This window comes from Lactiplantibacillus sp. B652 (assembly GCF_023806745.1).
GTDB lineage: Bacteria > Bacillota > Bacilli > Lactobacillales > Lactobacillaceae > Lactiplantibacillus > Lactiplantibacillus pentosus.
This window is the reverse complement of the sequence record NZ_JAMSKY010000010.1, coordinates 71,017-93,126: the sequence shown is the minus strand read 5'-3', so window position 1 is coordinate 93,126 and position 22,110 is coordinate 71,017. Positions and strand designations below refer to the sequence as shown.

Genomic DNA, 22,110 nt, shown 5'->3' with positions numbered 1-22,110 from the left:
GCCCCCCTTTAATAAAACGCTGCGTTAAGCGCCGTCAGATTGCTATACGAATAGACTTGCTTGGTCTTGACATCACCAATACCCCCGTCAATGGCCGAATCAGCTTGATCAACTTGCAGACGCCACACGTTCTTCATCGCGAGCTGATAGTGTTTACGGTCATGTAGCTGAGCAAAAATCGCCGCGGCTAAGGCATAGTTGGCGGCCGATTCACCACCAACACTGACGGTCCCGGACATCGTATAGCCATTTGCCAAGTCGCGCTTAGTGACCCGTTGAATCAGCCATCGTCGACTGGTCGCTTTGAGTTGCTTAATTTCGGCTAAATGCAACAGTGTCTCCAGCGCTTCAGAGGTATTCAAGTTGCCCGAACTATAAGTCGCCGTCGTCCATTGATAGCTTTTGGCATACAATGGAAAGACGTCGCCTAAGTAGCCGCCTTTGAGCACGATCAGTTGTTTATGATAAGCTTGCCGGCCACTTTTGGTCTCCTGCTCAAAATACTTGAGTGTCTGCATATCAAAATAGGCTAAGCTGGCGGTCGTCGCCGCTTTATGCGAATGAACATCATAATAATCGACTAAGTGTCCATTCTTGATCGTCGTCTGGGCTAAGGTCTGGTAGCGTTGGGCCGCTTCTTGCCGATAATGCGTCGTCTGGCGGGCTTCATCGTAAGTTAATAATGCTCGGATGACCCGTAAATCATCCAGCGTCGCATTGACACTGTAGCGTTTCTTCGTCCGCGGATCATAGCGATAGCTGAACAACCCCTTTTCATCAAATGTCGTCTTAGTCTGCCGGTAAAATTGCCGAAACTGCGCCCACTGATGCGTGGTAGCCAGATACTGTAGCCACATCCCGGAAGATTCGCTCAGCATCTCGTGGCCGCTTGCAGTCGCCGTGGTCCGTTTGGCCGTATCCAAATAATTCGTGTATAGGCCCTGCTTGGTCAACAAGCCGCGCTTAATAAAGTTCGCCAAGCGTTGGCGTTGCTGCTTAGAATCAGCCGCATAATTTGTAGTCACGACAAAGCCACTGGGCGCTTGTTTGGGCGGTTTCACGGTCGTCTGCTGTCGACACCCACTCAGTCCCATCAACGCTATCAGCAAGCCGATTAACCACCAATATCGACGTAACGGCTTACTGTAAGTCACGGTCATTTTGTTTTGCCCAATCGCCATAGGCCGTGATACGGGGGTTATCGCGTCCGGCCTGACGTTCCTGTTCAACGGCTTGTTGTGCGACCAAGTTCAGGTAGTTAAACGGGTCATCAAAATTAGGCGAGAATAACATGTCGACAAAGGATAGGTCGTCAATCGTATTCCCATTTTGAATCGCAATCGAGATTGCGTTCGCGGACTGGGCGACCTCATGGGCACTCAAGAATTGGGCACCCAAAATTTTACGATTCTCCGGATTATAGATGAGTTCGATCGTGAGCTTATCGGTGCTTGGCATATAGCTAGGCCGCCACGTGCCGTCAAACGTGACCCGTTCGGCTGGAATATGACTTTGCTGGGCCATTTTCAGTGTTAACCCGGTCGTTGCCAGTGTGTGGTTAAAGAGTTGCATCGCGGACGTCGCTTGCGTCCCCATGTAACGTTGCTGATTGCCAAAGACGTTTAACCCCGCCAAGGCACCTTGACGAACGGCATTAGTCGCTAGTGGCGTATAGGCTGACGCCCCCGTCGGATTAAAGTTGACGACGCACGAGTCCCCGGCAGCGTAAATATCAGGATTCGAGGTCTGAACATAGTCATTGATAATGATGGCACCGTGCTTATCCATCTCGACCTGTCCCCGCAACAATTCCGTATTCGGCACAAACCCGGTCCCGACGATTGCCAAATCAGCCGTAAAATCGCCCTGATTGGTTTCGATAACGAGTTCGCCATCATCCCCACCAGTAAAGGCCGTCACTTGATGGTTCAGCAACACGTTGACGCCGTGCGCTTTCAACAATTGCACCGCCTGGTCGGACATATCCGGACTAATGTAGTTATTCAAAATCTGGTCATGTGATTGGAACAAGGTGACGTCATGATTCGTATTAGCATAGCTTTCGGATAGTTCCGTACCAATGTAGCCCGCCCCAATGATGGCAATGCGCTGATTGTCCTTGGCAGTCTCGTAAATTTCTTGGGCTTGCTGATAAGTCTTGCAGAGCAACACTTTGGATTCATCAATCCCAAAAATCGGTGGCACGGCCACGTTTGACCCCGTCGTCATAATCAGCTTATCGTAGGTATCATCGAAGACTTTCCCCGTCTGCATATCGACGACTTGCAACGTTTTAGCCTGCGCGTCAATTTTGAGCACGTTATGCTGTGTTTTAACACACGCTCCCAGCTTGGCTAAGGCCTCTGGTGAAGAATAAAACATGTCCTCTAGGTGATTGACTTTGCCCCCCAAGTACAAGTAAATCCCACAGGATAGAAAGGAGATATTATCATCACGCTCATAGATTCGAACTGTGGCTTCAGGATGACTTTTCAAAATTTGGGCTGCAGCGGCAGTCCCAGCATGGGTACACCCAACAATTACGATTTTCATTTCATTTACTCCCATTATTAATTTGATTTATTTAAACATAATCAATTATAACTGCTTCTCTCTAAATTTACATTACTTAATCAACAATTGACACAGTTATTGATAACCTGATAACCGTCGTTATGGTCAGGGTTGGCTGACGGTTGTTACGGCCGAATTGAAACCAGTCTTCTTGAACAGCTTAGTCGCCCTAAAAACAGCAAGTATTCAACTGACTCGGTCGTGCAATCTCATACTCATCTCGTCGCGAATTAAGACCACCACAAAGTATGCTGACGCTGCACGAGACATATCGCCCATCCGTAACCATCAAACCTCCGAATGACAGACTGCGATGCGGGATCTGAACGCGTTTAATTTCTGCGCTTATCAACTGACTGTGAGCACTTAACTGGCCAACTAGTTGATTGAGCACAATTATCATTATCCCAATTGACATTCAATACAATGCAAAAAAGTCAGTGACAAACAGTTTCCCTAAGTCGTTATTTGGTATAGTATGTATTAGTGAAAGGTTCAACGTTTTAATCCAATCAAAGGAGCCAGCTCATGTACCGTTACTTTATTCAGCCTCAGTTAAATAAATTTAATAATTCACTGATTGGTTACGAAATGCTGATTCGCTATCGTGAAACTGATCAGGACCGCTGGACATTACCGGAGAGCTTCGATAATATTCCAATCGATGTACAAGTCAGCTTACTAAAGGCTACGGCCAGTGAACTAGCACTTAAAATTGGCTCGGTGTCGATTAATTTCAACCGCAAACAATTTCTGAACGATGACATCGCCAACGCCGTCATTGACGCGCAGAAGAAATTATTCCCGGTTCACGTCATCGTTGAAGTCACCGAAGAACCAGGTGAAGACACCTATACGTTGGCGGCCATGCAACAACAAATTGCCAAGTACAAGGCCAGCGGTTTACAATTCAGTCTTGATGATGTTGGGACTGGCATCAACGTGTATGATCACATCAAACCATTGTTAGAATCAGCTGAAGAAATCAAGTTTGCGATGCAAAACTTTCGCGCGGAAGATCGCGAAAACGAGATTCCAATTCAACTGAAATTTTGGCGCGACATCGCTTTAAAGCATGATATTCGCCTGATTCTAGAAGGCGTCGAAAATGACGTTGAAGACCAGATGGCGGACGACTTAAATATCGCATTACGCCAAGGTTACTATTACGGCAAACCACATTTATTCAAATTAAAGGCCGACCATTAGCTATTATTCATCATTAATTGGGCCTCACACTGATAACGACGTGCGATTGTCCTGGATCACAGCCATGAAATCTTACCCAGATTTCATGGCTTTTTTATGCAGCATACCGTAAGCCAGTCATTTCATTGTTCAGCGTTTCTGACATTGGTCAGCCATACGACTCTTCACCTCATTTGACCACCGCAAAAAAATCGGCAGTCACTCCAGATTGGAATGGCTGCCGATTCTCGCTCGTCAATCAAGTTAAGACGATGCTCAACTTAATCAATGGCGCTTATTTGGTTGTTTTTTTAGTGGTCTTTGGTGCCGTTGTGCTATCTTCTTTGGTTAATTGGGCACCTAAGTCCTTGATGTAAGTCCGTAAGTCGTCCTTAACATCTGGATGGGTCAACCCGTATTCGATGGTCGTCTTCAAGTAACCGAACTTGTAACCAACATCATGCCGCGTGCCTTTGAATTCGTGGGCGAAAACGCGTTGCGTCTTGTTCAACGTATCAATAGCATCGGTCAATTGAATTTCGTCACCCTTACCAGGTTTTTGATGTTCTAGAACATCAAAAATTTCTGGTGTTAGTAAGTAACGACCAATGATGGCTAAATCACTAGGTGCATCTTCAGGTGATGGCTTTTCAACAAAGTTGTTAACGTTGTACAAGCCAGGTTCCTTTTCACTTTCAGGATTGATGACCCCATACTTCGAAACTTCCTCGTGAGGAACCTTCATAACGGCCAAGGTTGAAGCATGTGTCTTATCGTAACTATTCATCAATTGCTTCGTTAATGGCACTTTATCTTCCATCAAATCATCACCAAGCATGACAACGAATGGTTCGTCACCAACGAACGCTTTGGCCGTTAAGACCGCATCCCCTAAGCCACGTGGGTGTGATTGACGAATGAAGTATAAGTTAATATCGGTCGTTTCTTGAACCAGCTTCAGCATTTCTTCCTTGTGCTTGGCCCGTAAATTATCTTCAAGTTCTGGATTAGAATCGTAGTAATCTTCAATACTCCGCTTACTCTTACCAGTAACGATAACAATATCTTCGATACCAGATTTGCGTGCTTCATCAACAATGAACTGAATCGTTGGCTTATCAACGATTGGTAACATTTCCTTAGGCATCGCTTTAGTAGCAGGTAAGAACCGGGTCCCTAAACCGGCCGCTGGGATAACGGCTTTTCTAACTTTTGACATGTGATAATCCTCCTAAAAATAGTGAAATTAGTTTGGAAACTCCTACTGAATCTCAGGTTTCCCCTCGCGCCGCATTAATTGTGGAATGACTTCCTTAATATCAGCACTCTTATATAATACATCATAAATCGCTTCCGTGATGGGCATTTCGATATTTTGTTGCTGAGCTAATTCATAAGCCGCTTTAGTTGACGGAATACCTTCAATAACCATACCCATCGTATCGATGACCGTCTTCAAATCTTGACCGGAGCCGAGCTCGTTACCAGCACGCCAGTTACGTGAATGCACACTCGTCGCAGTAACGATTAAATCGCCGACACCAGAAAGGCCGATAAACGTTAGCGGGTTCGCCCCTAGCGCAACACCTAACCGACTGATTTCAGCTAGTCCCCGCGTCATCAAGGCTGCTTTGGCATCGTCACCATAGCCTAAGCCATGTAACGCACCAGCACCCAACGCGATAATGTTTTTAAGCGCAGCGCCCAGCTCAACACCGACCACGTCCGTATTCGTATAAATTCGGAAGTAATCGTTCATGAAGAGTTGTTGTACCGTTTCGGCCGCCGCCTCATTATCACTCGCCGCAGTAATCAGCGTAATATCTTTCCGTGCAACTTCTTCAGCGTGACTTGGCCCTGATAATACGACGATTGCTTCACGTTGCGCGACTGGAATTTCTTCAGCCAAGACTTGCGACAACCGTTTATGGGTCTCTTGTTCCAACCCTTTACTTGCGTGAACAATGATTGGGTGGGCATTCGTTTTCGCTAACACGTCGGCAACTTGGTGTGCGACGCTTCGAATTGCCTTGGTTGGAACGACGAATAAAATCACGTCGGCACCGTCGATTGCGGTTGCTAAATCTGAATAAGCCGTCAATGTTTCTGAATAGTGAAAATCAGGCACATAGCGCTGATTCGTGTGGTGTTCGTTGAGTTCAGCGACCTGTGCAGGTGCGTACGACCATAAACGAACGGAATGACCATTTTCATCTAATAAATTTGCCAAGATGCTGCCCCATGAGCCAGCACCTAAGACGGCAATTTGTTTTGACATGTAAATAACCTCTACTCTACTTGTTTTCCGTGGCAATCTTTTGCCCTGAACCAGCTAAATACCAGCGATTCTCTGGATGACGTCGCCGCCGCCAGATCATCAGGCCGATACTCCCGAAGAAGAGCACGACTGATAATGCTTGTGAGACTCGAATGACGTTAAATAACATTAACGAATCAGTACGCATCCCTTCCGTAAAGAAGCGACCAAAGGCGTACCAAGCAACGTACGTCAAGAAGACCTCACCTTGCTTGTACCAATTCGTTCGATGGCGGGTCACCATCAACATCACAAACCCCAATAAATCCCAGACTGATTCATACAAAAAAGTCGGTTGGCGATACGCGCCTTGGATATACATCTGATTAATGAGCCATTCGGGCAAATGAAGCCCTTGCAAGAAGCTCAGACTCGTGACGCGTCCAAAGGCTTCCTGGTTCATAAAATTACCCCAGCGACCAATTCCTTGGCCCATAATCACCGTGGGCGCCGCAACGTCCAACATTAACCAGGTGGGAATGAACCGCGACCGACAGAATAGGACGACCACAATTCCAGCACCAATCAAGCCACCGTATATGGCAATCCCACCATCCCAGATACGAATAATCTCGCTCGGGTGTTGACTATAATACGACCACTGAAAGATGACGTAATACGTCCGCGCCGCAATCAACGTAAATGGGAGTGCCCATAAAATCATGTCGTAAATATCATCGGGACGAATGCCCCGCTTCTGACCTTCACGTACCGCGAGTGCCACCGCAATCACGACGGCGCTCGCAATAATGACGCCGTACCAATGGACCTGAATTGGTCCCAACCGTAGTGCAATCGGGTTAAGTGCCCCTAAAACGGTATTCACGCTACTGCCATCTCCTTATGCCTTGTGAGAATCGTGGACGGAATTCGTTTTGATCAGCTTGTTCAAGTTATCATCAAATACCTTGGTTGCGTCATATCCCATACTCTCGGCACGGAAGTTCATGGCCGCCGCCTCAATAATAATGGCAAGGTTACGCCCAGTCTTGACTGGAATTGAGATTTCTGGAACTTCAACATCAAAGAATTTCCGATTCTGTTCTCCATTCCCTAGTCTATCAAATTGCTTATCAGGCGTCCAATTCTCTAAGTGGACGATGAGGTCAATGTCAGTATCTTGACGGACCGCACCAGCCCCGAAGAGGTTCATGACATCAATGATTCCGATACCGCGAATCTCCAATAGGTGGTTCAAAATTGCAGGCGCTTCACCAACCAGTGTTTGTTCATCTTGTTGATAAACATCGACCCGGTCATCGGCAATCAAACGATGGCCCCGTTTGACTAATTCCAACGCGGTTTCACTCTTCCCAACACCGGAGTCACCAGTGATCAAGACACCGAGACCATAAATATCGACCAAGACCCCATGAACGGACTGCCGTTCAGCGAGCTTGCCTTCCAAGTAATTGGTCATATTACTCAAGATCCGTGACGACGTCATCTTAGTGCCCAGAATCGGCACCCCATTCTCTTCACCAGCTTGAACCAGTTCTTCTGGCACTGGTAAACCAGTTGAAATCACAAACGCTGGCGTCGTTAATTGACACATTTTACGAAAAATCATCAAGCGTTCATCATGACTCATGTTCTTTGAATAAGCGGTTTCAGTTTTGCCTAATAATTGAACCCGTTCACGTGGATAGTAGTTGAAGTAACCGGTCAACGCGAGTCCCGGGCGTGAAATATCACTAGTCGTAATGTCTTTTTTATCTAATAAATCAGCGCCATGGTAAACGTCCAGACGCGTATTTTTAACCAAATCGGCAACGGTTACACTCTCTGCCAAATGAATCCCTCCAAATCGTTCCGTTAATAAAAAAGTGTGACCGGCGTTGTCCAGTCGCGCTATTACGCTACCTTTTCAAGCGGCCACACTTTTATGACTGAAAACGGATTATCCCTATCTGCTAATTTTAGCACTTTAAAGCGCTTTATTCACCATCAATGCTGTCTTTTGCGAAAAAATTGGATACGATCACATTGGCAATCGACATCAGGACGGAGACAAGAATCGCCATGCCAAAACTCGAAAAGCCAAAGTTATTCTTGCCAACGACAAACGAGGTCATTTGGAGCATAAACCCGTTGATGACAATACTAAACAGCCCTAACGTGATTAACGTAATTGGCAATGAAAGGATGATCAATACCGGCTTAATGGCAGCGTTCAGGAACGCCAACACTAAGCTTGCTAATAATGCCATCCACACATTGGCAACGTGAAAGCTACTCTGAAAGAAGCCCGCAATCGCAATAAATAGGATCGTATTGATTAAAATTCGTTTCACAAAACCCACTTTTTTATCACTCCATTAATCTTGGTGACGCGGCTCATCCTCCTCATGAACATTATGAATTTCTTTTCGTCCATGTTTGGTTGGTTGTGCTGGTTGGCCAGCACTCTGCCGCATCTGTTCGAAGAAGCCGGTATTTTCTGGCTTACTTGGGATAATTGTCATTAGTAATAAGTATACCAAAAGACCAAAGCCATGGGTAATTAAGGTCAAAATAACATATAAGACTCGTAATACATTTGCATTCCAATTTAAATATTCAGCAATTCCGCCCAAGACTCCGGCAAAAACGCGATTATTGGATTTAGTTAATTTTTGTTTTGTATTTGATTTCATCGTTAGCCACTCCTTATAAGTCTGGTCTAACTTTATCTTACTAATTATAAAAGCCGGTTGCAAACGAGACGACCGGCTTTAAAGAATTATTTATGATTAACTAGACTAAGTTGGAGCTTTCTGGATTCAGTTCGATGATTTCGCCCGTGTTCAAATAAACGATCCATTCGCCGATATTCGTTACTAAGGCCCCAATCCGCATCAGGTAAGTCGCCACATTTAAATAATCGGTCGACCCGATTACCGTCTCTGGGTGCCGTTCCATCTTAGAGATGCCCTTAGCGTTGATCTTGTCGTACATCTCACCGACTTTGGCATCCTTAGCGGCAACGCGGCGCGCCTCTTGGTCATCGCTCTTCACGTAGGCGGCTAACATGTCTTCTACCATCTTCCGAACCCGGTTACCCATTTCGGATAACGCGGCTTCGATTTCAGGAACACGAACGTTACCCTTGACCCGAATCGTGGCGTGGGCAATGTTACGCGCGTAGTCAGCCATACGTTCCAATTCAGAAACGGCTTTCAAGATGGTGACAATTTCCCGTAAGTCGGAAGTCACGGGCTGGTATAACGCAATCATTTCAAACGATTTTTGTTCTAGTTCCACTTCACGTTGATTGATTTTTTTATCATTATCAATGATCTCTTGGGCCAAATCGCGGTCATGGTCAATAAAGGCTTTAACCGCCTTTTCGATCGTTTCGCTGACCATCATTCCCATCTCAGTGAAGTTTGCATCAATATCATTTAGTTCATCATCAAAAAGTCGTCGCATGTTTTTTCCTCCTAACCAAATCGTCCCGAAATATAGTCATTGGTTTCTTGTCTAACCGGATTCATGAAAATCTGCTTGGTATCGTTCACTTCAATCAATTCACCATTCAAGAAGAACGCCGTGCGGTCAGAAATTCGTGAAGCCTGCTGCATGTTATGCGTAACAGTTATGATAGAGTAATCTTGACGTAAATTCAATAGGGTCTCTTCAATCATTCGACTAGAGATGGGATCCAGCGCACTGGTTGCTTCATCTAGGAGAATGATATCGGGTTCCACAGCAAGCACCCGTGCGATGCAGACCCGTTGTTGTTGCCCACCAGACAGTGATAACGCATTGGCGTGCAAGCGGTCCTTAACTTCATCCCAAATTGCCGCTTGCTTCAAACTCTTTTCAACGGCCGCATCTAAACGTTCCTTATCATGGACACCAGCTAAGCGTAGCCCATAGACCACGTTCTCATAGATTGAGAACGGAAAAGGATTGGGTTGTTGGAACACCATCCCAATTTCTTTCCGTAATTGTACCGTATCCATCGTCGGAGCGTAAATATTATGCTGGTTAAAATTAACTTCACCAGTAATCGTGACGTTTGGAATCAGATCATTCATGCGGTTCAGGCAGCGCAGAAAAGTGGATTTCCCACAACCGGAAGGGCCAATCAACGCGGTGATCCCGCGGTCCTCAAAGTCAAGGTTAACACCTTTCAGCGCTTCTTTTTTACCATAAAATAATGATAAGTTCTCAGTCGTTAAAATTGTACTCATGAACGATCCTCCTATCCAAAGTTCCCGGAAATGTAGTCGTTTGTCAGGTCAACTTGCGGATTCGTAAAAATCTCACCAGTTTCTGAGTATTCCAAGACCTTTCCAAGGTTAAAGAACGCCGTGTAATCGCTAATCCGTGACGCTTGTTGCATGTTATGAGTCACGATAATAATCGTGTAGTTTTGCTTTAATTCTAGTAAGGTATCTTCGATTTGACTAGTCGAGACTGGATCGAGGGCACTCGCCGGTTCATCCAGTAATAAGATATCAGGCTTGACCGCAATTGCCCGCGCGATGCAGAGCCGTTGCTGTTGCCCACCGGATAGCGCTAACGCACTCTTATTCAAATCGTCCTTAACTTGGTCCCACATCGCAGCTTGACGGAGTGAACGTTCAACGATTTCATCCAACTGTTGTTTATTGTTCAACCCACGCTGCCGCAATGCAAAGGCAATGTTCTCATAAATCGACTTTGCAAACGGGTTCGGCCGTTGGAACACCATCCCAATGTGCCGACGCATTTCATAGACATCAATGTCATTACTATTAATATCCAAGCCGCGATACATAATTTTGCCCTTTACAGTCGCAATCCGGTCGTTCATCCGGTTTAAGGACCGCAAATAAGTCGACTTCCCGGAACCAGAAGGGCCAATCAACGCACTGATTCTATACCGTTCGAATTGCAAATCACCTTCCGAAATGGCTTCCGAATTCCCGTAAAAGACGTGTAGGTCTTCGGTAGAGAGCGCGATTTCGTGGTCTTTAGGATCAAACGTCATAATATTTCGTTGCGTTGTCATCATTGTGTTATCTGCCATCAAAACGGCCTCCTTTATTCAGCGGTTAAGTGTTTGTACAAGCGTTTTCCAAGCCAACGAGCCAGGAAGTTGAAGAGTAAGACCGCAATAATCAGCACGGCTGAAGCACCGGCTGAAACGGCTTTGGCATCCGGCATGATCCCTTCAGAGTTGATCTTCCAAATGTGGACCGCCAACGTTTCGGCTGGTCGTAAGGGGCTCAACGGACTACTAATGTCAAACGGATTCCAGTTGGTAAAGTCCAACGCTGGTGCACTTTGGCCCGCCGTGTAGATCAAGGCTGCGGCTTCCCCAAAGATTCGGCCGGCACTGAGGACGACCCCCGTAATGATACTTGGTAACGCAGCGGGAACGACGATTTTGGTCACCGTCTCCCAGCGTGATAATCCAAGGGCGTAACCCGCCTCTCGCTGATTATCTGAAATATTGGCTAAGGCTTCTTCAATACTCCGCGTCAAAATCGGTAAGTTGAAAACAGTCAGTGCAAACGCCCCAGACAGAATCGAAAAGCCTAACTTGAACTGAACCACGAAGAATAAATAACCGAACAACCCCACGACCACGGAAGGTAAAGAACTCAAAATTTCGATGGTCGTCCGAATCAAACCAGTGACCGTATTTTGTGGCGCGTATTCATTTAAATAAATTCCGGCACCCAGCGAGATTGGAAGCGAAATCAGTAAGGCTAAAAATAACAGGTAGAAGGAGTTGAACAATTGAATCCCAATCCCCCCACCAGCTTCAAAGGCTAACGCTGGTGATGTTAAGAAGTGCCAAGAAATCTTGGGCACCCCTTGAATCAAAATGTACCCTAACAGGGCGACTAGAATAATGACCACGAAGGCCGCGACGCCGTAGAGAATCCCGGTCGCCATTTTATCAGTTCGTTTAGCGTTCATGGTTTAATTTCCCCTTTCGCCCAATGTAGCGGATAACTAGGTTGAAGACTAAGGACATCAGTAACAAGATCATTGCTAATGACCAGAGTGCATTATTTTGTAATGACCCCATGACCGTGTTTCCAATTCCCATCGTCAAGATACTCGTCAAGGTTGCTGCTGGTGAGACTAAGTTGTGTGGTAACAGCGTCGCATTCCCGATGACCATCTGTACCGCGAGGGCTTCCCCGAACGCCCGGGCCATCCCGAAGACGACCGCCGTCAGCATACCAGGAATCGCCGCGCGTAACACGACTTTATAAATTGTTTGCCAACGAGTGGCACCCAAAGCTAAGGACGCCTCTCGGTAATAACGAGGGACCGCATTCAACGCATCGGCCGTCATGGACGTCACAGTCGGTAAAATCATGACAAACAGCACGAACGTCCCTGATAAGATCCCATAACCACTACCGCCAAACGTATTGCGAACGAATGGTACAACAACTTGTAAACCGATAAACCCATAAACAACTGATGGAATACCAACCAATAACTCAGTAACTGGCCGCAAGATTTGTGCCCCGCGACGAGGTGAGATTTCAGTCATAAAGACGGCAGTTCCGATGGCAAAGGGCGTTGCAACCAATGCGGAAAGAATCGTAATCAAGAACGACCCGACAATCATTGGTAAGGCGCCCACGGCCGGTTGACCATTACTGCCAATCGTGCCAGGATTCCATTGTGTGCCGCTCAAGAATTGCCAAATATTAATGTGATTTTCGAAGAACGTTGCGAGTCCCCGTGACGCCACAAAGTAAAAAATCAAAAAAACGACGCCGACAATTAAAGCTAGGCAGAGCAAACTAATGGCTTTACCACGTCGTTCGATCTTGCTAGCAACTGATTTTTTCAATAAACTCTCTCTAATTTTATCCATGCGCTCTCCCTCATTTCACAACTGAAACTTTACCGGCCGCATTCCGCTGAACTTGCATGTCATGGACCGAAATATAACCTAACTGCTTGACTAACTTTTGTTGAACAGCGGTTGATAAAATGTAATCAATAAATTTTTTAGTTAATTGGTTGGGATTTTTCCCAGTATATAAGTGTTCATACGACCAAATGTACCAGCGATTATTCCGCACATTTTGCTCTGTTGGTCGAACACCGTCAACTTTGACGGTCTGAACAGATTTGTCTAAATATGAAAATGCCACGTAGCTGATGGCACCCGGCGTACTGGCAACGATTGAGCGTGCCAATCCGGAAGAATCCTGTTCCTGAGATTCAATACTTTCATGACCCTTTAAGGCATACCGCTCAAAGGTTTTACGTGTTCCAGAGCCCTGTGCGCGGTTGATCAGTGTGATTGGTAAGTCCCGTCCACCGACTTCACGCCAGTTCTTCACTTTACCCGTGAAAATCTGGATGAGCTGTTGTTGCGTCAAATTAGTGACACCCGCGCGTTTGTTGACGATTGGTGCGATGCCGACCACGGCAACCCGATGGTCAATCAACTTACTAGCGGTGATACCCGATTGTTCTTCTGCAAAAATATCTGAGTTACCAATAGCGACAGCGCCCGACTGAATTTGACTCAGCCCCGTTCCAGAACCACCACCCTGCACATTGATGAACACCCCGGTGTGAGTACTACTATATTGTTCACCGGCAGCTTCAACTAGTGGCTGTAAGGCCGTTGATCCAACTGCTGTGATCGATTCACTGGCACTGGTCCGGTCACGACGCACATACGCCAACCCGACCAATCCAATAATCACGACCAACCCAATTAATTGGATGACCCGACTTTTTTTCATAAATGTATACCTCCTACCCATTGCTCAATATCAATAATACAAAGTTTGTGTAAATGCTTTATATGAGTTTTGTAAAGATTGTGTAAACGTCGAATTATTTTTAAGGATTTGACGATTTATCCGCCCTAAAATGGCAAGAACATGAGAAAAGTGCACAAAAAAACGATTTTCAAAGTTTACATTTCACTTTGAAAATCGTTATGTTTTGAATCATTTTTAATGGTGACTTGTCAGTGGGCACCATTAATATCACGGACACAATGTGTTAGTTGATTTATCATGAATCATGATTAAAACGTGCCAAGTTGGCGTCCTGTTCGTCAGCAGATGCGCTTTCTAATCCGACTTCCGGGGCTGGCTGACAACGCTGGAACAGGGCGGACATCGATTTGAACTCACACAGAAACCCACTGCGCGATTTCAAATACGAGTCTTCTTCTAGCCCGGGAAACCCGCCCGGACAAGAAGAATTTCGCCCTTGAGCATTGTCAGCCAGCCCCTCCAGTCGGGAAGCCACTCGAATGGCGGATGAACGTCCACCTATCTAGGTGCAATTGACCACTGAATATTTGGTGACTGGTCCTTCAAGCAAACTTTTAATCAGTATCGATGATGACTTATGGCATTTAACTGCTGAGAAGATTAGCAAATATTATTCACCCATCTTAATGCCACCAACTTCAATAGCAACTGGTCTTGGACTTAGTCGATAGGATTATCTTCGTTGAGAATCCAAGATTTTGCTATTTCAGACAACTAGGAAAAGTTCTGACAAGTACCGTGGAGTTGCTGATTCGAAAAGCTAAAACATGGGTAAGAAAGTTAACGATTGTTAGAAACCGATCTGAAAGTTCAATATCAAAGTCCCCGTGTACCAAGGAATCAAAGACTAATCCAATAAAATGTTGGGTCCACACATGTCTGCCTTTCGAATACCATCCCGGCTGGAAGGTATTCTGGGCAAGGCCCAGTGGTGAAATTCCACTTAGCAAGCGTTCTTGGCTTGGTTAGTGGAAGACCAGTATTTAAGACGTGGTTTGTCGGCTTAAATCTGTGTCCACGACGTTCCGGCCATTGCCCAGAATGCCTGGAAGCCGGCCTAGGACGTCTCCACGACAGCAAGTTTACGCTAACTCGCACTGTTCCAGCGGGTCTCAGCTGGCGGCTCTTGAACTTAGAAAATAGCACGTTTTAATTATCTTTAATGCTAAAGAATAACGCCTACAATGCGTATCACCTGTTAGTTAATCTGATTCCGGCGCAATCAAAGGTAGCGTCACCGTCATCGTTGTGCCGACGCCTCGCTGACTGACCACTTCGATCGTGCCTTGCATCGCATTCACGAGTTCCTGGACGATGGCTAGTCCGAGTCCCGTGCCGCTCACGAGTTGCTGTGAGCGGGATGGGCTGGCGCGATAGAAGCGTTCAAAGATCCGTTGCTGGTCGTCCGCGCTAATTCCAATCCCAGTATCTTTAATAATCAACGACCAAGATTGTTCACCGACATGGGTCGCAATCGTCACACTCCCCTGTGGTCGATTATATTTAATCGCATTCGTCAGCAAGTTTTTGACGATTTGATTGAGTTTTTGAGCATCACTGGTCACGGTCAAATCCGGATCAACTTGATTATTAATCGTCAAGTGTTGCCGGTCGGTGGCCTGCTGAACGACCGCTAGTTCTTGCGTAATCAACGGTCGCACCGCAACTGACGACAAGGTTAACTTGGTCGTGTTCTGAGCTCGAATGCGTGACAACGAGAGCACGTCTTGAATCAAATCGATCAGCCGCTGACTCTCATCCGCAATAATGTGTAAAAATTGGTCGAGCGTTTCTGGATCATCCTTAGCCCCGCCAAGTAACGTCTCAGTGAACCCCGCAATCGCCGTAATCGGCGTCTTCAATTCATGACTGGCATTGCTAACAAAATCATCCTGCATCTGTTCGATCATATAGACCTCAGTAATATCATACAGAATCAAGACGATTTGAAACTGGCCGCGGTTCCCTTGAATGTAAACAGTGGAAGCTTCCACCACTTGCGTATTAGGTGCCGGCGTCAATGTGATCGTCGCCCGTTGATTGTCACCACTAGTAATCGTATCTTCAATCAACTTGGTCAACGCGTACAGTTGGATGTCCTTCGTATAAATGTGGGCAACAGAGTTAACGGAAACCTGTAACAACTCACTCATCGTTGGATTGGACAGTTGTACTTGTCGGCGATGGTCAATTACCATCACCCCAACGGGTAAATAGCGCATGATCATCATCAGTTCTTTTTCTTGTAACTCCGCACGCCGCGTTTGATGCTTTTGAAAGCTTTCTAATTGATTGACTGCCTGGGCCAGACTATATAACGGGTCTGACTGTGGCAGTAAAATGTGGGGTGGAAACTGCTGACTGCTCATCTGTCGCAGTTTGGCTTCCATCCGGTCGATCGTTTTTTGGCGATTATATTGCTGATGCCAGGTAATGACGCCTTCAATAATCGCTAAGCCAATGAGCCCGCAGCAGAGGCTCAGCACTAAGCCCCACGACCACTTGATTGGCGAAAAATGCTGCAACACGACCAGGACAATCAATGTAATCAGGACGTTTTCCATGACTAAGATTCTGGTCGTCTGTTGCCAGCGATTATGCATGACTGTCACCCACGAATTCGTAGCCGAAGCCCCGGACCGTCCGAATCAGGCGCGGATGTTTTGGGTCTGCTTCGATTTTTTCTCGTAAATGTGAAATGTGAATATCCACAATGCGTGTCTCACTGGCATAATCATAGCCCCAGACATGGTTTAAAATCGCATCACGACTGAGCACCCGACCTTCACGTTCGACAAAATAAATCAGTAACTCGAACTCTTTTGGCGTCAAACTGATATTTTCACCGTTGCGCGCGACCCGATATTTATTCTGGTCAATCTGCAAATCCCCGACTAGCATCACGGAACGATTAGCGGGTGCGATTGGTGTTGGTGGCGTCACCGGTTCATCAGGGGTTGTCCGCCGAATCACCGCTTTGATTCGCGCCAAGACCTCCCGGGGTGAAAACGGCTTGGTGATATAGTCATCCGCACCAAGTTCTAATCCAAAGACCTTATCGAATTCATCATTTTTAGCTGTCACAATAATAATCGGCGTTTGAATCTTTTCTTGCCGTAACTTTTTAGTGACTTCCATTCCATCTAATTTCGGCAACATTAAATCTAACAAAATACATGTAAACGATTGTTCCAGACCTAGTGACAACGCGTCCGCACCATTCGTCGCCGTCACGACCTCGTATCCCGCCTGTTTTAAGTTGTATGACAATAACGTTACGATTGCCGGTTCATCGTCTACCACTAAAATCTTATCCATGGTCATTAATCCTCCTGATCAGTGAATAACACAATTCCTAACTCGTGTGGGGCGCCATTATAAATCGCCGTTTCGGTAATAATCAATTCTTGTTGTCGGTTACGTACTTTTAAATGGACATAGGTTGGGCTTTTCAATAGCGCAGCATAAAACTCCGCTTCTGTGTTGACCGGTTGCCGATTACATTCCAGAATCACGTCGCCTAAGTCTAGATTCAACTTATCTGCAGGTGTATTCGGTCTGAGACCAATCACGCGCACGCCCTGTTCAGTATCAGAGAAACGCAATTGCTGATGCCGATCATCAAATCGATGTTGAATCATCACAACCCAAGTCAACACGACCACGAATGCTAATAGCCCCAGCAACCACTGTGGACTGAGTACTGCAAAGCGGGCCACAATGGCGAGAATCACGCTGACCACCGCGACACCCCCCAAGCGGGTCGCGAGTTGGCGCCACGCAATTTGGGGCAACTGCTTGTAAACCCGCGCACTGGCACCAACTAATAATGGCAATAATATAATACTAAATGACCGCTCGCCAACTGTGAATACCGGCCACCAGCTGAGCGTCGCATGAATCCAATCTCCTGGAATCAACACACCAACTGGTAAGACTAATAATTGCTGCCATTGGTAACGAACCAGCCGTTTGCCACGCTGATCTGGTTGCAACTTCGGCGAACGGCCTTGATGGTCATGCCAACGTAGCAGTAATGCCGTCGTCCCCAAAACAACGGCTAATAACATCAAGCCATTAACGACCAAGTTGCCACTCATGCTCGTCGTTGAAATGCCGTGTTGTTGCAGAATTCCGCCAACTGTTGTCAATTGGGGGCTCATGAGCCAGTATCCCAACCAACTCAAGCCAAAGACCGTCACCGGAACTAGCATTCCTGGCAGAATAATCAGACTAATGGTCGCAAGTGCCTCATACAGGACGACCCAGACTGGTGAGACCACTAACCCGAGTGCCAAACTAATGATGGTCATTAAAATTCCCAATAAGCAGCCGTCCATGAAAAAGTGCCGGACCTCGACCAATTGTGAATTGATGGCGCTATGAAAATTTTGGCGTTCATAGGTGACTCGGCGTTTGGCAGTTAAATAGCTGCGCAGTAAACCAATCCAAACGAGTGGCTGTAAAAGGAACAATTCGAATATCTTCAATACCTGCATGTGCGTGACCCCTAACGTTAAACTCTGAAGTTAGTATAGCATTTTTACCGGTGTAGACCAACGCCGTTTCAAACTGGTCAGCCTTGCTATTACCGCATTAATATTTCTATATTATAAGACTTTTGGCAAAAAAAATACTAAGACGACCTACACAACGATAGGTCACCTTAGTATTACCCCATCATTATTGGGGGTTCCGTTGCGCTAATTTCCATTGTAAATAGGCGTCCATGAATGGATCAAGGTCGCCATCCATCACGGCTTGACCATCATGGGACTCGTAATTGGTCCGGTGGTCTTTCACCATGGTGTACGGATGGAAGACATAGGAGCGAATCTGTGAGCCCCAACCAATGTCCATCTGTTCACCCTGAATCGCCGCGCGTTCTTTGGCCTTCTTCTCTTCTTCACGCTCATACAACTTGGCCCGCAACATATTCAGGGCCGTTTGCCGGTTCTGCAATTGCGACCGTTGTGCCTGACTAGCCACCACGATTCCAGTCGGAATGTGCGTGATTCGAACGGCTGAAGAAGTCTTGTTAACATGCTGACCCCCAGCACCGCTCGCCCGATAAACGTCGATCTTCAGATCTTCTGGCCGCACATCGATATCGACCGTCTCGTCTAGTTCCGGCATCACGTCGACACTGGCAAAGGACGTATGCCGCCGTCCAGCTGCGTCAAACGGCGAGATCCGAACTAACCGGTGCACGCCTTTTTCGGAGCGCAAATAACCGTACGCATTATGTCCACTAATAAGTAGCGTGACACTCTTGATGCCAGCTTCATCACCCGCTTGATAATCGACCGTTTCGACTTTGAAATCATGACTAGCGGCCCAACGCGTGTACATCCGCAGCAACATCGATCCCCAGTCCTGTGATTCCGTTCCACCAGCACCGGGATGGATTTCCAGAATTGCATTATTACGGTCATACGGGCCATCTAATAGCAAACTGAGGCGGTACTGTTGTAAATCATGTTCGGCATGCTTGAAGTCCGTTTCGAACTCAGCTTGCATCTCAGCATCCGGCTCCTCGCTAAGTAACTCGTACGCCACCGCTAAGTCGCCGACCTCATCAGACAATTGTTTGAACGTCTCATACTTACTCTTTAACGCATTATTATCGTCAATGACTTTTTGCGCCGCAGCCTGGTCATCCCAAAATCCTGGTTCGGCCATTCGGGCTTCGTTTTCTTGGATGCTTTCGTTCAACGCATCTAAGTCAAAGCGACCCCCTAAAGTCGTCGACAGCACTTTGCATTTCCGTGATCAGGTGTTTATATTCACTTAATTCCACAAAGAACCCTTCTTTCAACTTATTTATTATTTATTTAATATCGTTTGCAACCGTAAAACGAGCCCAAGACCTCAGTCTCAGACTCGCTTTCGTTAACCTTAATCTTAACGCTGAATATTTTGGCGAATTTCTGACTTCATGAAGAGACGTGTCGTATCGTAATCGATATCGGCGACCATTTCTTCAAACATCTGATAACCGTCACGTTGGTATTCAACTAATGGGTTCAACTGACCGTAACCACGCAACCCAATTGATTGCCGTAATTGGTCCATTGAATCAATATGATCTGTCCAATGTGAATCGACCACTCGTAATAAAACGACCTTTTCAAATTCAAGCATTTGACCAGCATCATATAATTGCTTCGTCTTGGCATCGTAAACTTCGTCGACCCGCTTCATCAAGTAATCCTCAACTTCAGCTGGTGACTTGCCTTTCAGGTCATCGACACTGATTGAATCTTCCTTGACCATGGCCGCTTGTGCAAAGTCAACCACGGCACCAAGGTCCCAATCCTTTTCATCGCCTTGCATATGCAATTGAACGGTGCGTTCGACGGTCCGTTTGATCATTGGCATAATCACTGGCTTCAAGGATTTTTCTTCCATGATCACTTGTTGACGTTCCCCGTAAATCACTTCACGTTGGGCCCGCATGACGTCATCATATTGAAGCACGTTTTTACGTGAGTCGTAGTTATTCCCTTCGACCCGTTTCTGTGCAGATTCAACTTGACGCGTAATCATCCGTGACTGGATCACAGCGTCGTCATCTTCCACGTTCATCCGTTGTAAGAAGTTCTTGATTCGTTCAGAACCGAACCGCAGCATCAAATCATCTTCAAGTGATAGGTAGAATTGTGACATCCCAGGATCACCTTGACGACCGGCACGGCCCCGCAATTGGTTATCGATCCGCCGTGATTCATGACGTTCGGTCCCAATAACGGCTAACCCACCGACTTCTTTGACACCCGGTCCTAACTTGATATCCGTCCCACGACCAGCCATGTTGGTGGCAATCGTGACGGCACCGCGTTGACCGGCATTGGCAACGATATCGGCTTCCTTGGCATGGTTCTTGGCGTTCAAGACCACGTGCGGAATATTTTCTTCATCCAAACGGTGTGATAAATATTCTGATGTTTCCACGGCAACGGTCCCGATTAGCATTGGTTGGCCCTTTTCGTGGAGTTCTTTGATTTCTTTAACAACCGCGTTAAATTTACTTTGTAACGTTGGGTACAGTAAATCAGAACGGTCATCACGAATCATTGGCCGGTTGGTTGGAATCGTAATAACTTCCATGTTGTAAATTTCACGGAATTCTTCTTGTTCCGTCTTGGCCGTCCCAGTCATCCCGGAAAGCTTCTTATACATCCGGAATAAGTTTTGATAAGTGATGTTGGCCATGGTCTTGGTCTCTTCTTGAATCTCAACGTGTTCCTTCGCTTCGATCGCTTGGTGTAACCCGTCAGAGAAACGCCGACCATCCATGATCCGACCCGTAAAGGAATCAACGATTAACGCTTCACCGTCAGAAATCACGTAGTCCTTATCCTTGAGCATGATGTAGTTGGCCCGTAAGGCTTCGTCCAAGTAATGGTTCAAAGCCGTGTTATCAGTATCATACAAGTTCTTTAAACCGAAATACTTTTCTGCTTTTCGAATTCCTTCGTCCAATAACGCAACCGTCTTGGATTCGAGGTCGACTTTGTAATCTTCATCCTTAGTCAACGTCTTGGCAAACCGGTCCGCCCGTTTGTACATCCCAGTCGTCCCTTCTGACTGACCAGAAATAATCAACGGCGTCCGCGCCTCATCGATCAGGATGGAGTCAACTTCATCAATAATCGCGAAGTTCAATGGGCGTTGTACCATGTCTTCACGGTAAACCACCATGTTATCACGTAAGTAATCAAACCCGATTTCACCATTGGTTGAATAAGTAATATCTGCGTTATAGGCAGCCCGCTTTTCTTCTGGTGACTTTTCAGCACCGTTAATGCCGACACTCATGCCTAACCAGTTATAGAGCTCACCCATTTCGGTCGCGTCACGAGCTGACAAATATTCGTTAACCGTAACAACGTGCACCCCTTTACCAGAGATGGCGTTCAAATAAACTGGCATGGTGGCCGTTAAGGTCTTCCCTTCACCAGTCTTCATTTCGGCAATGTCACCTTGATGCAACACGATTCCACCGAGGATTTGAACGTGGAACGGGTAAAGTCCCAGCACCCGTTTAGCACCTTCACGCGCCGTAGCAAATGCTTCTGGCAACAAATCGTCTAACGATTCGCCCTCCTTGTAACGTTCACGAAATTCTGGGGTCTTCGCTTGCAAGTCAGCATCACTTAACTTGGCGTATTCGTCAGCATAAGCTTCAACTTTATTAGCAATCTTATCCAGACGCCGAATAGTCCGCTTGTCGCTTTCAACCCAGCGTTTTAAAATGTTGGCCATTTACGTATCCTCTCCAAA

General features: G+C 46.4%; 20 protein-coding genes. 1 reads left to right on the top strand and 19 read right to left on the bottom strand.

Going from position 1 to position 22,110, the window contains the following annotated elements:
* Nucleotides 1-8: 8 nt before the first annotated feature.
* Together MZO40_RS12520 and MZO40_RS12515 are read right to left on the bottom strand one after the other, a co-directional pair.
* Complete coding sequence (locus tag MZO40_RS12520; RefSeq protein WP_252133310.1) at nt 9-1,160, bottom strand: glycosyl hydrolase family 8; 1,152 nt, start codon at nt 1,158-1,160, stop codon at nt 9-11.
* Nucleotides 1,141-2,553 carry an FAD-dependent oxidoreductase gene (locus tag MZO40_RS12515; protein ID WP_105924316.1) on the bottom strand — a complete coding sequence of 471 codons (1,413 nt, stop codon included), beginning with the start codon at nt 2,551-2,553 and terminating at the stop codon, nt 1,141-1,143. Before MZO40_RS12515 ends, MZO40_RS12520 begins: the two co-directional genes overlap by 20 nt.
* A gap of 549 nt (nt 2,554-3,102) precedes the next feature.
* Here MZO40_RS12515 and MZO40_RS12510 point away from each other — a divergent pair.
* A complete protein-coding gene (locus MZO40_RS12510; RefSeq protein ID WP_050339145.1) occupies nt 3,103-3,783 on the top strand; it encodes an EAL domain-containing protein in 681 nt (226 codons plus the stop codon).
* 274 nt (nt 3,784-4,057) lie between these two features.
* On the opposite strand, the gene galU is transcribed toward MZO40_RS12510, so the two are convergent.
* The 17 genes from galU to secA form a co-directional block, all read right to left on the bottom strand.
* Entirely contained in the window at nt 4,058-4,981 is a 924-nt protein-coding gene (gene galU, locus MZO40_RS12505; protein ID WP_050339146.1) for a UTP--glucose-1-phosphate uridylyltransferase GalU, read from the bottom strand.
* Between the two features lie 42 nt (nt 4,982-5,023).
* Nucleotides 5,024-6,040, bottom strand: a complete 1,017-nt coding sequence (locus MZO40_RS12500; RefSeq protein WP_105922692.1) for an NAD(P)H-dependent glycerol-3-phosphate dehydrogenase — start codon at nt 6,038-6,040, stop codon at nt 5,024-5,026.
* A 16-nt stretch (nt 6,041-6,056) separates the two neighbouring features.
* A complete protein-coding gene (lgt, locus tag MZO40_RS12495; RefSeq protein WP_050339148.1) occupies nt 6,057-6,905 on the bottom strand; it encodes a prolipoprotein diacylglyceryl transferase in 849 nt (282 codons plus the stop codon).
* Between the two features lie 15 nt (nt 6,906-6,920).
* A complete protein-coding gene (gene hprK / locus MZO40_RS12490; RefSeq protein ID WP_003637834.1) occupies nt 6,921-7,871 on the bottom strand; it encodes an HPr(Ser) kinase/phosphatase in 951 nt (316 codons plus the stop codon).
* Between the two features lie 145 nt (nt 7,872-8,016).
* Nucleotides 8,017-8,382 (bottom strand): phage holin family protein, encoded by a 366-nt coding sequence (locus tag MZO40_RS12485; protein WP_088769986.1) that lies wholly within the window; start codon nt 8,380-8,382, stop codon nt 8,017-8,019.
* A gap of 15 nt (nt 8,383-8,397) precedes the next feature.
* Nucleotides 8,398-8,715 (bottom strand): PspC domain-containing protein, encoded by a 318-nt coding sequence (locus MZO40_RS12480; protein WP_050339150.1) that lies wholly within the window; start codon nt 8,713-8,715, stop codon nt 8,398-8,400.
* Nucleotides 8,716-8,815: 100 nt separating this feature from the next.
* Nucleotides 8,816-9,490, bottom strand: a complete 675-nt coding sequence (gene phoU, locus MZO40_RS12475; protein WP_003637831.1) for a phosphate signaling complex protein PhoU — start codon at nt 9,488-9,490, stop codon at nt 8,816-8,818.
* 11 nt (nt 9,491-9,501) lie between these two features.
* Nucleotides 9,502-10,257 (bottom strand): phosphate ABC transporter ATP-binding protein PstB, encoded by a 756-nt coding sequence (gene pstB, locus MZO40_RS12470; protein ID WP_003637830.1) that lies wholly within the window; start codon nt 10,255-10,257, stop codon nt 9,502-9,504.
* Nucleotides 10,258-10,268: 11 nt separating this feature from the next.
* Nucleotides 10,269-11,078 (bottom strand): phosphate ABC transporter ATP-binding protein PstB, encoded by an 810-nt coding sequence (gene pstB, locus MZO40_RS12465; protein ID WP_105961330.1) that lies wholly within the window; start codon nt 11,076-11,078, stop codon nt 10,269-10,271.
* Between the two features lie 14 nt (nt 11,079-11,092).
* On the bottom strand, nt 11,093-11,977 hold the full coding sequence (gene pstA / locus MZO40_RS12460; RefSeq protein ID WP_003637828.1) for a phosphate ABC transporter permease PstA: 885 nt from the start codon (nt 11,975-11,977) through the stop codon (nt 11,093-11,095).
* A complete protein-coding gene (pstC, locus tag MZO40_RS12455) occupies nt 11,967-12,896 on the bottom strand; it encodes a phosphate ABC transporter permease subunit PstC (RefSeq protein ID WP_003637827.1) in 930 nt (309 codons plus the stop codon). The genes pstA and pstC overlap by 11 nt, the downstream gene beginning before the upstream one ends.
* Nucleotides 12,897-12,906: 10 nt before the next feature.
* Nucleotides 12,907-13,782 carry a phosphate ABC transporter substrate-binding protein PstS family protein gene (locus MZO40_RS12450; RefSeq protein ID WP_050339151.1) on the bottom strand — a complete coding sequence of 292 codons (876 nt, stop codon included), beginning with the start codon at nt 13,780-13,782 and terminating at the stop codon, nt 12,907-12,909.
* 1,244 nt (nt 13,783-15,026) lie between these two features.
* Complete coding sequence (pnpS, locus tag MZO40_RS12445; protein WP_088769988.1) at nt 15,027-16,427, bottom strand: two-component system histidine kinase PnpS; 1,401 nt, start codon at nt 16,425-16,427, stop codon at nt 15,027-15,029.
* On the bottom strand, nt 16,420-17,148 hold the full coding sequence (locus MZO40_RS12440) for a response regulator transcription factor (RefSeq protein ID WP_082230274.1): 729 nt from the start codon (nt 17,146-17,148) through the stop codon (nt 16,420-16,422). The genes pnpS and MZO40_RS12440 overlap by 8 nt, the downstream gene beginning before the upstream one ends.
* Entirely contained in the window at nt 17,148-18,323 is a 1,176-nt protein-coding gene (locus MZO40_RS12435; protein ID WP_056952481.1) for a PDZ domain-containing protein, read from the bottom strand. Before MZO40_RS12435 ends, MZO40_RS12440 begins: the two co-directional genes overlap by 1 nt.
* Before the next feature lie 184 nt (nt 18,324-18,507).
* Nucleotides 18,508-19,624, bottom strand: a protein-coding gene (prfB, locus tag MZO40_RS12430; RefSeq protein WP_105961331.1) for a peptide chain release factor 2 whose coding sequence is annotated in 2 segments (ribosomal slippage) — nt 18,508-19,551 and nt 19,553-19,624 — 1,116 coding nt in all. Because the reading frame shifts where the segments join, the coding sequence is not laid out codon by codon here.
* A gap of 104 nt (nt 19,625-19,728) precedes the next feature.
* Entirely contained in the window at nt 19,729-22,092 is a 2,364-nt protein-coding gene (gene secA, locus MZO40_RS12425; protein WP_003637822.1) for a preprotein translocase subunit SecA, read from the bottom strand.
* Between the last annotated feature and the right edge of the window lie 18 nt (nt 22,093-22,110).